At 43.5% G+C, this 16,713-nt stretch carries 14 protein-coding genes; 10 read left to right on the top strand and 4 right to left on the bottom strand.

The window, feature by feature from the left end; translation table 11 throughout:
• The first annotated feature begins 162 nt into the window (after positions 1–162).
• From MM817_RS03375 to MM817_RS03340, 8 genes are all read left to right on the top strand, one after another.
• Positions 163–828, top strand: a complete 666-nt coding sequence (locus MM817_RS03375; RefSeq protein WP_241712020.1) for a GntR family transcriptional regulator — start codon at positions 163–165, stop codon at positions 826–828.
• Positions 829–1,070: 242 nt separating this feature from the next.
• Positions 1,071–2,822: a peptide ABC transporter substrate-binding protein gene (locus MM817_RS03370; protein ID WP_241712019.1), complete on the top strand. Its 1,752-nt coding sequence runs from the start codon at positions 1,071–1,073 to the stop codon at positions 2,820–2,822.
• 203 nt (positions 2,823–3,025) lie between these two features.
• The gene (locus tag MM817_RS03365; protein ID WP_241712018.1) at positions 3,026–4,018 is read left to right on the top strand and encodes an asparaginase; all 993 of its coding nucleotides are present in this window, start codon (positions 3,026–3,028) and stop codon (positions 4,016–4,018) included.
• 36 nt (positions 4,019–4,054) lie between these two features.
• Complete coding sequence (locus MM817_RS03360) at positions 4,055–5,842, top strand: peptide ABC transporter substrate-binding protein (protein WP_241712017.1); 1,788 nt, start codon at positions 4,055–4,057, stop codon at positions 5,840–5,842.
• 238 nt (positions 5,843–6,080) lie between these two features.
• Entirely contained in the window at positions 6,081–6,476 is a 396-nt protein-coding gene (locus MM817_RS03355; protein WP_241712016.1) for a MerR family transcriptional regulator, read from the top strand.
• Positions 6,473–8,074: an acyl-CoA dehydrogenase family protein gene (locus MM817_RS03350; protein WP_241712015.1), complete on the top strand. Its 1,602-nt coding sequence runs from the start codon at positions 6,473–6,475 to the stop codon at positions 8,072–8,074. The genes MM817_RS03355 and MM817_RS03350 overlap by 4 nt, the downstream gene beginning before the upstream one ends.
• A complete protein-coding gene (locus MM817_RS03345) occupies positions 8,067–9,692 on the top strand; it encodes an AMP-binding protein (protein ID WP_241712014.1) in 1,626 nt (541 codons plus the stop codon). The genes MM817_RS03350 and MM817_RS03345 overlap by 8 nt, the downstream gene beginning before the upstream one ends.
• 944 nt (positions 9,693–10,636) lie before the next feature.
• Positions 10,637–11,425: a class I SAM-dependent methyltransferase gene (locus MM817_RS03340; RefSeq protein WP_241712013.1), complete on the top strand. Its 789-nt coding sequence runs from the start codon at positions 10,637–10,639 to the stop codon at positions 11,423–11,425.
• A gap of 180 nt (positions 11,426–11,605) precedes the next feature.
• Here MM817_RS03340 and MM817_RS03335 read toward each other — a convergent pair whose 3' ends face one another.
• From MM817_RS03335 to MM817_RS03325, 3 genes are all read right to left on the bottom strand, one after another.
• Positions 11,606–11,941 (bottom strand): DsrE family protein, encoded by a 336-nt coding sequence (locus MM817_RS03335; RefSeq protein ID WP_241712012.1) that lies wholly within the window; start codon positions 11,939–11,941, stop codon positions 11,606–11,608.
• Between the two features lie 150 nt (positions 11,942–12,091).
• A complete protein-coding gene (locus MM817_RS03330; RefSeq protein WP_241712011.1) occupies positions 12,092–13,153 on the bottom strand; it encodes a hypothetical protein in 1,062 nt (353 codons plus the stop codon).
• Positions 13,154–13,352: 199 nt separating this feature from the next.
• Complete coding sequence (locus tag MM817_RS03325) at positions 13,353–13,949, bottom strand: TetR/AcrR family transcriptional regulator (RefSeq protein ID WP_241712010.1); 597 nt, start codon at positions 13,947–13,949, stop codon at positions 13,353–13,355.
• Between the two features lie 167 nt (positions 13,950–14,116).
• On the opposite strand from MM817_RS03325, the gene MM817_RS03320 reads away from it, so the two are divergent.
• A complete protein-coding gene (locus tag MM817_RS03320; protein WP_241712009.1) occupies positions 14,117–14,866 on the top strand; it encodes an acetoacetate decarboxylase in 750 nt (249 codons plus the stop codon).
• Positions 14,867–14,897: 31 nt separating this feature from the next.
• Entirely contained in the window at positions 14,898–15,935 is a 1,038-nt protein-coding gene (locus MM817_RS03315) for a ketopantoate reductase family protein (RefSeq protein ID WP_241712008.1), read from the top strand.
• Here MM817_RS03315 and MM817_RS03310 read toward each other — a convergent pair.
• A complete protein-coding gene (locus MM817_RS03310) occupies positions 15,912–16,685 on the bottom strand; it encodes a glycerophosphodiester phosphodiesterase (protein ID WP_241712007.1) in 774 nt (257 codons plus the stop codon). The two genes, MM817_RS03315 and MM817_RS03310, sit on opposite strands and share 24 nt — an antisense overlap.
• Between the last annotated feature and the right edge of the window lie 28 nt (positions 16,686–16,713).

Here is a 16,713-nt window from a genome sequence, read left to right as displayed (position 1 = left end):
AGAAAAAGTTCTTTCCATCGACAGATGAGAATTGTATATAATGATACTGTCCAGAATCTATTGACATTATAGAATATATGAAGATGTTATGAGGCGTATGACATGTGTCAATGGCTTTTATGAGTGACCGTATTTATTTATTTTCGAGGGGTTTTGTAGCGAATGGACATCCAGATGCCTGCTAAATTGACGCGAACGTCATTAGCTGATGAATCAGCAAAAGAAATTCGCAAGATGATATTAAATGGAACATTGAAACCTGGAGATCGAGTGAACGAGGTACATATTGCAAAACAATTACAAGTATCCCGTGGCCCGATTAGAGAAGCGCTTCTCATGTTGCAAAACGAGGGACTGGTAACACATGAGGTGAACAAAGGAACAGCTGTCTCCATCCTATCTACACAAGATGCATACGAGATTTATACATTTCGCGCCTTACTAGAAGCGGAAGCGGTTCAACTAGGGATGGCCAACATGAAAGATGAGCACTTAACTATGCTTGAGCTAATCATCAAGAAATTTAAGTATGCTCTAGATACTTCAGATATGGAGGGAATCGTTTCCTGTGACATTGAATTTCATCGGGTGATCGTAAGTATGTGTAATCATTCTCGGTTAATTCAGGCACATAACCAATTAGATTCCCAAGTTGGGGCGATGTTCTTGACAATTTCTAATCAAGTGCCGATGAGAGTGAACCGGGTGGTTGAGATTCACCAGTTGTTATTAGACGTATTAAAAAGTAAAGATATAGAGCGCATATCAAGTGAATTGCGCTTGCATTATTTGCTTGCTTTAAAACAATTAGAGAGTAAAGGTAGATAACGTATCATGGGCTGTAGTTACTGCGATTCTCATATATCTTTCTATTTTAAATAAGTTGAATTTTATTTGCTATTGTGATAGGTTTGTCACACACAGTGATAACTGTTAACAGTTGAAGATTCTGTTGAAATTGCCGTCGCGTTCATGGTGGAGGGCACGGCAACATCCTACGGACAAGAATCCCAGGAGAATCAACGAAGATCGAATGCCGAGAGGCTATTTATATCAAAGGGGGGGTTAGAATGAAAAGGATTTTTACGCGAAGAGCATGGATGGTAGGCGCTTTAACTTGCGGACTTACGCTGCTAGTAACTGGTTGTGGGACTTCGAGTAGTCATCAAAATTCTAGTTCAAACTCTTCTTCAGCTAAACAGACCCCTGGTGGGACGATTATTTTTGCGGAATATCCGCAATCCAATTTAAATTGGTTTTTTCCTCTTTTCAATGAGCAAGATGATGGGGTTGATAATGCTCAAGTGATCAATGAGCTGTATAAACCCTTATTATGGATTAATAATGACTTTCAGATCAATTGGAATTCTTCCATTGCTAACAAGATTACATATAATAAAAAAGGTACAGTTTACCATGTATTTATGAACCCTAAGTGGCATTGGTCTAATGGTAAACCGGTGACAACAAAGGATATTTTATTCACTTGGAAAGTTATCCAAGCCACGTCAAGTCCTAATGCACCTGCTCCATGGCCATTTGTGGGTGCAGGCACTGGGGATATTCCCAATGGGATCAAGAGTTTGGTCGCTAATGGTCCCTATGAATTTACAGTCACACTAGATCAGCCGGCCAATCAGGAATGGTTTATTTATAATGGGCTGATTCAACTGACACCTCTACCAGCGGCTACATGGGATATTCATAAGAACATGACGAATGAAATTAAGTATTTGGGTGCGGGTGCAGGCAACCTCATGTTTGATACGGTCGTTGATGGACCATTTAAAGTGGCCGCAGCAGTACCCAATCAGTCTTGGACGCTCGTGCCTAATCCAAATTATGACGGGCATAAGAGCATAATCAATAAACTTATTTTTCAATATGAATCGTCTAATGAAGCAGAGTTTTCGGGATTGATGACAGGATCAGTCAATGTGGGTTATTTAGATCCAAGTCAATATGGGTCTCGCCAAGCGCTTATAGCACAGGGAAATGTACTTGTGCCTCAATATGCATTTGGTTACTTTGAAACACAGTTAAATATGTTTCCGGGATCTCCTGTAAAGAAACTATTTGATCAATTGTACATTCGGCAAGCACTGCAGATGGGCATTGATAACTCTAGCATTGATCAGTCAGTCTATCATGGTTTTGCGCCTCCGTTGGATGGACCGATACCGCAAATTCCACATACAGAATTTTTTGATCCAACATTGAAGACAAATCCGTATCCTTTTAATATTCAAGCAGGTAAGCAATTGCTTGAATCTCATGGCTGGAAACTCGTCAACGGTGTGATGACAAAAGGCAACCAAAAATTGCAATTTACAATGTTGTATACATCAGGGGCATTATCTGAGAAAGATCAAGTGGAGCTCATGAAACAAGATTGGGGTCAGGAAGGAATCGACATTACATTAAAAGGAGTACCAGCAAGTACGCAAGAAAGTGTGACGTATGATCCGAAGAGTCCGATTGGATGGGATATGTCAAACGGATTGGCCTGGTTCTACAATGGTCCAGGATACTACCCAAGTGGTGGGCAATTATTTGCCACAAATGCACCTTCAGGGTTTGGCTATAGCAACAAGACAGAGGATTCTTTGATCGCTGCAACACATCAACCGTATCCAACAGAAGCTGCTGCGATGAAGGCATTTTATAAGTATGAGGATTTTACAGCATTGCATCTACCCGTTCTTTGGGGTGCTAATATAGCTACCCTAACCGTTCATGCACAAAAAGTACATGGAACGATCCAATACGGAAATGCATTGACTGGTTTCCCACAAATGAATTATTGGTGGGTTTCACAATAATAGAGCCTGTTCAAAAAGGGGCAGGTAAGACCCGCGCAGTGCAAGGAAGCAAGCCAAGAATGTGGACTGAGCGTACGTTTTGGGTACGTGAGGGAGCGTTCTTGGCGCTGACGCTGCCATGCGCCGCGAAGTTCTGACCCCTTTTTGAACAACCTCTAAAAATCAACCAACGTTATCAAAATACATCGTAAGGTGGTCAAGGAATGCCTATACAAGTCACAAGAGGTGGAATTACTGAAAGCACTCATGAAGTAGATATTGTCGTTATGTCTGCCAAAGGATTGATGACGGCTTGGCATGGGGATCCGATGTTCACTACTTTTGCACGCAGTTCGATGAAGCCAATTCAGGCGATTCCCCTAGTGGAATCAGGAGCGTTAGAATCATTTCACTGTGACGAAGCAGACCTTGCGCAATGCTGTGCTTCACACAGTTCTGAGATGATGCATCTGGAACGTGTGGCAAACATGCTTTTGCGGATAGGTCTCGATGAGTCTCATTTACAGTGTGGTGGTCATCAACCCCATAGTGAAGAGACGTTTTTCCAGCTTATTCGAAGTGGTCAAAAGCCTACTTCACTTTACAGTAATTGTTCAGGAAAACATACGGGCATGCTCATGTATTGTCGTCAGATGGGCGTGCCAATCGAGTCCTACCATCAACTTCAACACCCTTTGCAGCAAGAGATTATGGGTATACTTGCTGAGCTTGCCGAGGTGTCACCTGATCAACTGGTGATCGGTGTTGATGGTTGTGGTGTTCCTGCATTTGCTTTATCACTTACAGAATGGGCTCGAGCATTTTCTAAGTTTGCAGATCCAACCCAAAGTGTGCACGGGGAAGCGATGCAAAGGATCTCTCATGCGATGCGAACTTATCCAGAGTTAGTCGGTGGAACAGGTAGATTTGACACGAACCTCATGCTCGCAACCGATGGACGATTATTGGCTAAGGGAGGGGCAGAAGGATTTTTTCTAGTGATTGATACAGAAAGACAACTCACCATCGTAGCAAAAACTAGAGATGGAAACGCTCGAGCGATACAACCTGCCGTGTTAAAAACTTTGCTCGATCTATCCATCTTATCTGAAGCGGAGCAAGCCGCATTAGAACAGTATGAGCATCCTAAATTATTCAATACTCGTCAAGAACTTGTAGGGGAAATTATTGCAGACTTTGAGTTGACCATTCAATAAACAGATGAGATGACCTTACAACTGGGGGAAATAATGATGCCGTGGATAACGAAGGGAAAGATGAACCGTGTAGGTTCTCAAAAGGTAAAGTCTTTTGGGTATGGCATGTTAGCCGTATCTTTAGCATTGGTTGTGACAGGCTGTGGTAGTACTACAAATAGTTCCACTGGATCGGCTGGACAATCGGCTACATCTCTTAAACCTACACCTGGTGGCACGATTGTGATTGCACAAGCAGCACAAACGAATTACAACTGGTATCTACCCATTACCGATGCTAGTTTTGATTACAATGCGGGACTGTATGATGAAATATACAAACCGTTACTGTGGATCAATAATAATTACAGTATCAATTGGCAGTCATCTATCGCCAATAAAATCACCTACAACAAATCAGGGACGATATACCATGTTTTTTTAAATCCCAAATGGAAGTGGTCCAATGGCCAGCCTGTCACATCAAAAGATGTGTTGTTTACATGGCATGTGATTCAAGCTGCATCGTCTGCTAATGCACCTGCACCTTGGCCCTATGTTGGCGAAGGCACTGGCGATATTCCGTCAGGTATTAAAAGTGTGGTTGCCAATAATTCTTATGAATTTACGGTGACGCTTGATCAACCGGCAAATCAACAATGGTTTATTTACAATGGACTTATTCAATTAGTTCCCATGCCAGCTGCAGCATGGGATATTCATAAAAACATCATGAAAGAAATTAAGTATTTAGGTGAAGAGGCTACGAATCCAAACTTTATTTCTGTTGTGGATGGGCCATTTAAATTGCAAAAAGCAGTGCCTAATCAGTATTGGACACTCATCCCCAATCCTGAATACTCAGGGCATAAAAGTATTGTGAGTAAAATTATTCTCGCATATGAAGCTTCTAATACTGCAGAATTTGCCGCTCTTCGTACTGGCGAAGTCAATGTTGGTTATATGGATTTAAGCCAAATCGGATCATCCAAGGCACTCACATCGCAGGGAGATTCGATTGTTCCTGAATATACGTTTGGTTATTTTGATACAGAACTAAATCTATTTCCAGGTGCACAAGTGAGAGGAATATTTAAGAACCTGTATGTTCGTCAAGCTATGGAAATGGGAATCAATAACCAAGCAATTAATCAATATATTTATCATGGGTATGCAGATCCGATTGATGGCCCTATCCCGAACATCCCTAAAACCAAATTTTACGATCCGGCACTCAATACCAATCCGTACCCATTTAATATTGCTGCAGGGAAAAAGCTCTTGGAGTCTCATGGTTGGAAATTAGTCAATGGAGTCATGACTAAAGGATCAGAAAAAATGAAGTTTACCATGTTATATCCTAGTGGGACTCTTTCAGAAACGGACGCCGTAGAATTAATGCAACAAGATTGGGCGCAAGAGGGCATTGATATTCAAGTGAAACCTCTCTCGTTTAGTTCGTTGATCAGTCTTACTAGTGATGTGAAGAATCCAAATGGATGGCAGATGGCGACAGGACTTGGATGGTACTATGATGGACCAGGTTTTTATCCATCTGGAGGTGGACTTTTTGGAACGGGTGCGTCTTCGGGTGATGGATATAGCAATTCTGAAGAAGATGCACTAATTCATGCAACGCATTTACCGTATCCAACAGAGCAGCAAAACATGCAAGTATTTTTTAAGTATGAAGAGTTTACAGCTAAACATTTACCGGTTTTATGGCAAAATAACCAAGCAACATTGACCGTTCATGCTCCAAATATTCATGGAACAATTCAATATGCAGATGCATCAGTTGGGATTCCACAGATGCAATATTGGTGGGTATCTCCTAGCGCATAATTCATTGAAATAACTTCATCCCATTGAGTAGGCTTTTGGCCTTATTCAATGGGATTTTTGCTCTATTAGAGCCTGAGCAATTTGTGTAATAAGAAGTTGTTCTCAAACCGCTTCGTACCATCTACCAGAGGAGTGATGGTTCATGCAGTTGACGGAAACGTAAATAGACCGTATATTTTGTTTATATTCGCATGTAAATGCTAATAGGAAAGAATACGCTTCGTTTGGAGGCATTGAAGTGGAACGTCGATTCACGATTTCAGAGATTACGGAGTTATTTGATGTAACACCGAGAACTCTTCGCTATTACGAAGAAGTGGGACTGCTCGCACCTGAGCGACGCGGTGTTCAAAGACTCTATCACGATCGGGATCGCGTTCGATTGCAATTGATCTTGCGTGGACGTCGATTGGGATTTGGTTTGAAAGAGATCGCAGACATGCTTGATTTGTACGATGTAGATGTGACAGAGATCACTCAATTGGAAGATGTACTAAAGCGTGGTGATGAGAAACTAAGCGACATTGATGCGCAGATTCGCGACCTAGAGGTGGTACGCAGTGAACTATTGGAATTGCGCGAACGTATCACACAGACGTTAGCGCATAAGCGAAGGGGAGAGAAACAGGTATGAATCACATTTCATATGCCTATGGTAAAAATCATTTTACGCAGGATCACGATTTACAAGTGATTCTTAAACACTACTGGTCTGACTATGCAGAGCATCAAATAGAACTTCAGGAATTTGGAGAATATGCTGGACGCGAGATTTATGAAACCGTTTACCATGTTGATCATGATGCACGTCCAGTCCTTGTCAGTCATGATCTGGACGGCAATCGCATCGACCGCGTGCGGTTGAGTCCAGCACATCGTTCTGTGTTGAAACAGATCGCCCATATCAATCGCCCCCCATATGAGGGTGGAAGTTGGCATCATCACTATGCACTTGGCTATCTTGTTGGGGATCCTGGATTGTACTGCATTTTGACGATCACTGGACAAACGGTATACGCAATTCATAAGTATGCACCACAATTTTCAGAGTGGAAGGAGCAACTGCTTTCAGGTGAAGCCTATGGAGCAACGTGGATGACCGAATCTCAGGGTGGCAGCGATCTTGGGGCAAATGAAGCCATGGCTACACCAGACGGCGATCACTGGCACCTCACTGCAGACAAGTATTTTGCAAGTGGTGCAGGGCTCACTGATTATGCGATTACGACAGCAAGACCGGTAGGTGGAAAACCTGGGCCAAAGGGTCTAGCCCTCTTTCTCATGCCACGCATCAATCGCGATTCTAAGCTTAACTTTCACATTCGGCGGCTTAAAGATAAGAGTGCCACGCGCGCAGTTCCTTCTGGTGAGGCAGAGTTAAACCAAAGTGAAGCGTATCTAATTGGCGAGGCCAATCAAGGAATCTATTATACTCTTGAAAATTTAACCGTTTCGCGTCTCGCTAATACGATGGGTGCTATGGGTACAGCACGTAAAGCGCATATTGAAGTGCTTGAACGTGTTCAGAGGCGTAAAGCATTTGGGAATGCATTACAAGCATATCCATTGATTCGTCGCGATCTGACAGATCTTGCTGTTCGTTTAGCTGGTGGGCTTGCGTTGAGTTTTCATGCGATCGACAAGTTTGATCACGCTTGGGATACTCGCCCTCCGTATACAAGTGACTATCACTATGCACGCTTTCTCACGCACGTAGCGAAAAATCGTACGGCTGAGCACGCATCTGCAATGACTGCGATGGTTATGGAATTATTTGGTGGTCTAGGATTTCTCGAAGAATATAGCGTTGCGAGATGGCATCGCGAAGCACTTATTACGCCTATTTGGGAAGGGCCAAGCAATATTCAGGCACTCGATTTTCTAGAGACGATTCATAAGCATCATGCACACGAAACCTATCTAGCTGAATTTGTTCCGATACTCGAAAAAATAGGTACAAAGACAGCGAAGATCGCACAATATGCGATGGAGACAGCGCTTGCGCAATTGGCTGATTTACCTTCTGAAGAAGCACAATGGCACGCAAAACACGTCTTAGAACAGATTGCTGACGCGACGCAAGTGGCACTTCTTTATACGCTGGTACCAACAGGTGGAAAGCGCTATGAAAAATTAGCGGAGTTATATGCTGCGCGTTTTATCTTGCATGAAGAATATCCAGCATGGGCCATGAATGATCGTGAAGTGTGGGGGATTGGTCTCGATGCGTAAGGGTTTAATCCATGAAATCTTGGCAGACGCTGCATGGAAATGTCCAGATGTAGAGGTGATCAGTGGTTCTTATCGATCCACCTATGAAAAAGAGTGGCAACGCGTGTATCACTTAGCACATGGTATGCGTAGGATAGGCATTCAAAAAGGTACAGTAGTCGGGATTCTCGATGTCAATAGCTATCGCTTTTTTGAGCTGCAATTCGCGTTGTCTATGCTTGGGGCGATTAACCATCCGCTCAATTTCCGTCTCCCAAAAGCAGATTTACTATATACAGTGCAGCATGCAGGCGATGAATATATCTTTGCTTGGGAAGGTTTTGCACAAGTTGCACATACGATGCAAACGAGCGTACGACAAGTGATCTGGATGAGGGAAGATCGTTCACTAGCCATTGCACCGGAACATGGCGAGTTGACATTTGAGCAACTGATAGCTATTGGACGTGATGCTGCACAACAGGAGCCAATAGAGTTTGGTATAGACGTAGAGGATGACGATATTTTTTCCATATTTTATACGACTGGAACGACTGGACGTCCTAAAGGCATGCGTTATCGGCACCGCGACATGCTACACGCTTCCTTGCAGATTGCACATCATCTAGCGATTCATGATACAGGGGCCAAAATTGTCAGTGGCGATACCATGATGCCACTGATCCCATTCTTTCACATTCACGGCTGGGGAGCCTCTTTTTTTATACCCTACCTCGGAGCGAAGCTGGTGCTTCCAGAACGGGCAGATGCTAAAGAACAACTAGCGATCATTGCGCATGAACATGTGACGTGGAGCAATATGGTCCCGACACAACTGCACATGCTGTTGCATGAATGGGAACAACAGACTGGGTGTAAAGAGCATCTCCCATTACGTGTTCTCACCGGTGGCAGTCCGCTATCAACTGGTCTTACACAACGCTTGCATGAAGCAGGTATAACATTCTCGCTTATTTATGGTGGTTCTGATCAGTTGGGAACAAGTATCTCTGCGATCGTAGATGCGAAAAGGCTAACAGATCAAGAACGACGAACCATCTTAGCTACGCGAACGCTGCCCTTGCCTATGGTAATCGTCGATGTTCGTCATGAAGAGGGTGGCTCTGTTCCGAGAGATGGAGTTACAATAGGCGAAGTATGGGTTAAAAGTCCTTGGTTACCAGATGGTTACTTTTGTGATCCGGACCGTTCACGGGCTACCTATAGTGACGGGTGGTTTCGCAGTGGAGATCTCGCCGTTTGGCATGAAGACAGCTCATTGTACGTGCTTGATCGACAAAAGGATGCCGTAAAAAGTGGTGGTGAATGGATTGCTACAAGTGTGATTGAGAGTCTTCTCTCAGAATGTGATGGAGTCATCGATGTTGCTGTCATTGCATGGCCTGACGAGCGATGGGGAGAACGTCCCATCGCAGTCATCGAGATGAGTAAAAGGGCGAATGCAATATGTAGTGAAGAGTTTCTTTGGGAACATCTCAGGCAGGCGGTTCAAGATGGACGTCTCGCTACATTTTGGATTCCGGATCGGATAGTATTTATGGATAGGCTACCGATGACGAGTGCAGGCAAAATTCACAAGGCTGCCTTACGCGAAACTCTTCAGATTCGCACAGAGTAGTCAACTCAATTTTCAAAGCATAAGAAACATAGTATAAGAGCCTGTTCAAAAAGGGGACAGGTAAGACCCGCGCAGTGCAAGGAAGCGAGCCAAGAATGTGGACTGAGCGTACGTTTTGGGTACGTGAGGGAGCGTTCTTGGCGCTGACGCTGCAATGCGCCGGGGAGTTCTGACCACTTTTTGAACAACCTCTATAAACCAATCATCCAACTACCAAAGATGCCGTGATTTTGTAAAGGTTCTTGGTAGTTGAATTTTTTTTGCGCATGTATCTACTTATGTAATAATGGGGGATCGCTTATAAGTGCCTGTTCAAAAAGGGGGCAGGTAAGACCCGCGCAGTGCAAGGAAGCGAGCCAAGAATGTGGACTGAGCATACGTTTTGGGTATGTGAGGGAGCGTTCTTGGCGCTGACGCTGCAACGCGCCGGGGAGTTCTGACCCCTTTTTGAACAACCTCTATAAGAAGTAGATCCGCATGGTAAGTTAAATGGACACGTTGTAGCTGTCGCCAATTCTTAGCTGAGATATTATAACGAAATGGATATTGAGAAATTGCTGCCATGCTGCTGCGCTGTTATGTCTACCAATCCTTTTCCTTTACCGGAAAGCTAACTCTGAATTGGCTCGACAATAGATGTATGATCTCTCTATAAACGGTAGAGTGCAGATGTAATTGAACTTAGCTCTCATGTTCAGTTTAGTTATTGATTTGATCACTAGGAGAATTATGTCGAGATGGGTTGCGAGTTTTGACGATATTGCGCGGGAAATGTCGCGAAAGAGTAAGTGTGGTACGCAAAAATAAATTTCAATCGCAACTATATGATTTGGCAATTTTAAGGTCGCAAATATAGGCATGTTTTATTTTGAGGTTGCGATATGCAGCATGAGAGTTTTGGATTATGATGAGTGTGAAAGCAATGCTCAGGGGAGTGAATACATATGAGTAGTCGTGGAATGAAGCCAAGCGCACGGTCGCATGCATCGATGAGCATGATGGCGGCTGGATTAAAACGCTCAAGTGAAACACAAGATGTCACACAATCACCTATATTCCAAGAAGTATTGAAACACTTAGGCGAGGAACGCACGGTTCTTGATATTGGTGCAGGAGTCGGACGCTTTACGGGTCCATTGGCGGCAGCTGGGTGTCACGTTGTGGCGATCGAACCTGCGGGTGAGATGATATCTCATTTAGAGGAAACGGTAGAGCGCTATGATGTGAGTCATAGGGTACAGGTGTTACAAAGCATGTGGCCTGCAGATGTAGATGCGCAGTTACCTGCACATGTGGAAGTAGCTCTTGCCACATTTGTTATTCAGTTCTCTGATGATTGGGTGGGATTTGCAAGGGAGATGGAGCGTACCGCTACAAAACAGTGCATTCTTGCTGTGCATGTTGATCCGATCATGAGATCTTTGGAAGAGTTATGGCCGATATTCCATCCGGATCGGGTAGGTCCCCATATGCCGGGATTTGAGGAAATCTATCCAGTGTTGCTACATGCAGGGATTGTGGCTGACGTACATATTTTTGAAGAAGAGCTTGGACCAAGATGGTTGGACGTAGCAACGGCGTTACCGATGATTGCTTTGCAATTGGAAATTTCCGATGATACTGATGCAATCAAGCGCTTAGAAAACATATTGGAGGATCGTGCATCAGCTATTCTACAACCGCGCCCTCACAGAATGGCGATGATTTCTTGGATGCCTAAAACTGTACAATGAGTACGATAGTATTGGTGAAATGAGTAGATTAGCGAAAAATTAATTGATCTCATCTGATGGATTCACCGATGGTAAGATTCATCTAACTACCTTTACTCCTGATGACAAAGATACAGGAATTAAAGGTAGTTAGTTTATGGTCTGATATAAGAAGGATCGAAGCTTTTTTATTTGTAAGGACTAGAATGAAATGACTTGGTATCCATCTTTAACGAGTGAAACGATGTCTTGGCCTACATATTTTAGTGGTACACTGCCTGCACGCAAGGTGTCATCAATATGTCTTTTCTCGGCATGTGCTTGACAGGCAAGGACAAGTGCGCCCTTTTCAATAAAGGATGTTGCCTTTTCTATATAGATCTCATGAGTGAGTAGTTCTACAGCATGTGCAAAAAAAATAAGGGCAACATGCTCGATATCGGGTGAAGTTGCTAGAACATTGGTTAGACCAAATGCTGATTCCACTCGTGAAGGATCCTCTGGACCAGCGTTTAAAAGAATTAATACTTTGCTCATGGTAGTTACCCCCTTATGATAAAAATGATTGATACTTAAAATTATATGCTAATCTTTTTATATAGACAATAGATGATATCAAATACTCCTTAATGTCGATGACTTAAGGTACTAACGGCCATCACATGATGCCATACCTTGACAAGCGATTCAGTGTATAGTCACTAGTTCTTTTCGGTGCATCCAATAGGGTATGGTTGCCCAGATAACCAAAAGGGGCTGTGACCCCAATGCAAGTGCAAATGCCCCACGAAATCCTGCACTTTGAAAAACGACCCACAAGATCAATAAAATCATCCACGTGCTACTTGCGACAAAGCTAGTCAGTTGTGGACGCCATGTAGTAGTGAGCCACATGATAGCTAATGCAAGTGGGATACCTCCTAAGATAAATGTGGCAATCAAACCTTGATGAACACCCCATAGATTCACTTGTGCAAACAAATGAAATAGCCATATGGGTGTATGTATAGGATGAAGAGCAATCATCATTTGATACCCTTTGCCGGACCAAAATGAATGAAATGGGAGCCATTGAACGATGGCAAATAAAAACCAATATCCTGCATTGGCGTAAATCACCATATGGCGTACAAAGAGTGTATGCCAACTATGAAATGGAACCCATAATAAAATAACTGTGAGCGCCAGAAGCAACCCTGTACCAGGGGAGCCTTCTAAAAATGTGGGATTGGGTGCGCCTATACGACCAAGATCCTCCGCATATATCCATGTGAAAAGTCCAAATAGAAAAATGAGACCCGCCATGATTCGCGTAGCAGTGACTTGGTCAAACGACCATATGAGTCCTGCTAGCGAAAGTTGAATAACCACAGACCAGATATTGATCCACATTCCGTGGTGTATAAACAAAGTGAGAAATGAATCATAAGGCGATCCGACTCCTACCTGCTGATGAGCAAACCACGTGGCTGGTTGGACAAAAAGGATGCTGGGACGAATTTGTAATAGCCCGCTAATTAATAAAAATGTGGCGATGCTATGTTTCACTATTCGATATGGTATTGGAATATGAATCACTTTTTTCTTTGCTTTCAGATCTTCCGGATGAGGGTCGTCAGCTAATGATCGTGACATTTTTTCCATCACTAGTAACATCACTACTTTGAAAATCACTAAAAAGACAATGGCACCTACAAATTCAAAAAGGCTCAGGTAGTATGTACTAAGAAAGCTATCCGCATCTGACATGCTTTTGGTTCTCCTTTACTCAATACAGCATACAATTTTTGGCTTAGAGTATGTATGGTTGGCCTTCGTACAGTCCTTATTTTCATCTACATATAATTTATTATGTGCATGGAAATACATAAACAACCATTTGTTTTCTCGAGATATCCATATGACATGTCTGCAGATTCGCGTTGTACCTAATCTAGCCTGGTATTTTTTAATGAGTTTCGCTCTCTGTGCGAAGAGTCGGCCTAAGGCCACGTACGAAGACTTGATAAAAAGTCTCCCGAATTTCGTCATTCGTAATAGGCGCAAATTGTTTGTCCCATTCGTTGACTAACGTGGTATACGTCCGCAAAATAATAAAGGCAACCACTTCTGGATGACACTCCGCTATGTCATTGCGCTCTTGTCCCTGGCGGATTTCAGATGCGATAAACTGAATAATTGAGCGCTCAATGTGTTGGAGGCCAGCGACAACTTTCGTTGTACCAAGTTCCTTCACTTCTAGGCTTAGTTTGACTAACAACTCGTGTTTTGAACGGTAGTTTAGGATTTGAACGATTGCATTTTCTAAATTTTCTAGGAATTGATCGGTGGCACAAAATGCTTTGCTTGCGATTTGTTGAAGTTCCTCTGCAATGCCATCAAGAATAAAGGCAAACAACTCATCTTTACTTGCAAAGAACATATAGATCGTGCCTTTACTTACATCTGCAATTTTGGCCACCTGGTCCATCGTCGTTCCTTTGTAACCAAACATGGAGAACGACTTGATAGCGGCATCTATGACTCTTTGTCTTGTCGTGGACATGGGAACACCTCTTTAACAATAAGAGTACTACGATGTGTAGCGTTCCTCAAATCAACACTTCACAAAAAGAGGAATGAGAGCTATAATACGAAATGACTAAATTACTAAATTGGTCACTTAGTATTTTAAGTCTATTAGCAACAAGCTTCAGTGAGAGGAGTACGACTATGAAAATTGACATCCATGATCTATCTAAAAACTTAACTACACCCCTTACTGCACCAGCTTACTCGGTGCCCACCTATAAGTTTGTCAATCGCGAATATCTGAACATTGTTTACCGAACGGATGTAAACGCGCTGCGCGCGGCTGTGCCTGAACCACTGGAGATCGATGAAGAGTCACCGCTTGTCCGCTTTGAAGTCATGTGGATGCCCGATGTGTCTGGTCTTGGCGTGTATACCGAATCAGGACAGGTAATTCCTGTGCAGTTTAATAATGAGGAAGGTGACTATGTACATTCAATGTACGTAGATAACTTTCCAGCCATTGCAAGTGGAAGAGAACTGACCGCCTACCCTAAGAAGTGGGGTGCACCTAAGCTCTATGTCGATTCGGATACATTGGTGGGAACGCTCGATTACGGGTCACTTCGTGTAGCGACTGCTACGATGGGATATAAACATGTTGAACTTGATCTAGAAGAGGCTCGCAAGGAAATTTGTCGTCCAAATTTTATGATGAAAATCGCGACAGATTACAATGGACAATTGCGGATTTGTGACTTGGTTCGCACGCAAATCACTGATGCACACATCAAGGGCGCGTGGACTGGACCTGCGCGACTCCAATTATTTGAGCATGCACTTGCACCACTTGCTGATCTTCCAGTGCAAGAAGTGGTATCTGCATCACACATTGTGGCTGATGTGACGTTGAATCCCGCGAAGCCTGTATATAATTATTTGCTTCACTAAATTTGTAACAACTTAGGAAGAGGTGTAACACATGAGAATCGCTATTTTAGGAGCAGGTTCTTTAGGGACGATCGCAGGAGCCTATATTGCTGCAGCAGGACAAGATGTCGAGTTAATCGATGTCAATCAAGCACATGTTCATGCCCTGAATCAATCGGGTGCACAAGTGGTTGGAACGCTACAATTTACAGCACCAGTTCATGCGATCACCCCCGATCAGATGTCAGGTAAGTATGATTTGGTCTTATTGCTCACAAAACAACTTTATAATGATGCCGTTCTTCAGCATCTGTTACCTTATATCGGTGAACAAAGTGTCGTGTGCTCATTGCAAAATGGTATACCGGAGGAAAAAGTAGCTTCTATCGTGGGGCGCAAACGTGTTATTGCTGGGTCTGTTGAATATGGAGCGACGTGGATGGAACCAGGTGTATCCAGTCTTACAACAGAAGCTGAGATGTTTAAAAAATATGCATTTCAAATTGGCGAGTTAGATGGTGTAACCACCAAGAGAATCGAGCGTATTCAAGCGATCTTAGACCTAGTGGGTGGCACGCACATCTCTGATAATTTAGTGGGGACGAAATGGTCTAAGTTGCTTATTAACAATGCGTTTAGTGGAATGTCCGCAGCACTTGGTGGCACGTACGGCGACGTACTAGATGATGCCATAGGCATACGGAGTGCTGTGCACATAGCGGATGAAACCATAAAAGTTGGACATGCATATGGCGTAAATTTTGCTAAAATGAATGGGTTTGATGTGGCGTCCTTAGAAGTCAATAGTAACGCCGATATTAAAGCGCATATCCACACGCTTCGCGTGATCCTGCAACCTACTAGGCTTTTGAAAGCAAGTATGTTGCAGGATCTTGAGAAGAAGCGTCAAACAGAAATTGATTTTATTAACGGAGTCATACCTCAACTCGCAAAAGAGAGAGGCCTTGTGGCACCGTACAATGAATTGGTCGTTGAACTCGTTAAACAAGCAGAAAGTGCTCAGTCTGTTCCGCGTTTCAACGAGAACATAGCACGCTTTGAGAAGTTATATGACCAAGTTCTGGTGTGAATGGTTATAAGGTGTTGTCAGCAAGGATAAGTCATCGACCACAAGCGCCTTTACACCTGCTTGTCGGCAGTGGTGAACTTGTGACGCATGACGCAGTGTCCATGCAACGACTTCATAACCTCCTGATAGAACACGCTGCGCCCACTCGCGATCGATATCTGCGATGTGGGCGTGCAAACTAAAGAGTTGCAGTGTTTCTGCTAGGCTAAGTAGCGGCCAGGGACGGCCGCAGTAGATAGCACCTAAAGGAATTTCTGTGTTCATATGACGAATCACAGCTAACAGTTCATGATTAAATGAAGAGAGCAGCACCCGACCTTCACACTCATAGGCTATGACTTCTTTTAGTACATTTTTTGCTAAGCCCTCTTTGTTTTGGGGGGTGCCCTTTAGCTCAATGTTGACGCAGAGATGGTTTGGTAACCAGCGCAGTACATCACCTAACCTGGGTATAGGCATATGTTCAGATGCAGGATTGCGCCAGCTGCCAGCATCCAGATATTCCATGTCACTAAAACGCAAGGAACCGATCGAACCTGTTCCATTTGTGGTGCGATCTAGTGTCGCATCGTGCATCACGACAAGTTGTTCATCTGCTGTAAGGTGGACATCCAGTTCAATCATATGTGCACCAAGATGCGCAGCATTTATGAATGCGGACATCGTGTTTTCGGGGTACTGTGCGCTTGCGCCACGGTGGGCGACATGTATTTCAGGGATTGTAGCAAAAAGCTCTTGTATGGATAGCATAGTGATCGCCCCTCTGAAGTGAAGTGTG

It is taken from the genome of Sulfoacidibacillus ferrooxidans (genome assembly GCF_022606465.1).
GTDB lineage: Bacteria > Bacillota > Bacilli > Alicyclobacillales > SLC66 > Sulfoacidibacillus > Sulfoacidibacillus ferrooxidans.
The sequence above is the reverse complement of the archived record's forward strand: the minus strand, read 5'-3'. Positions and strand labels throughout refer to the sequence as shown.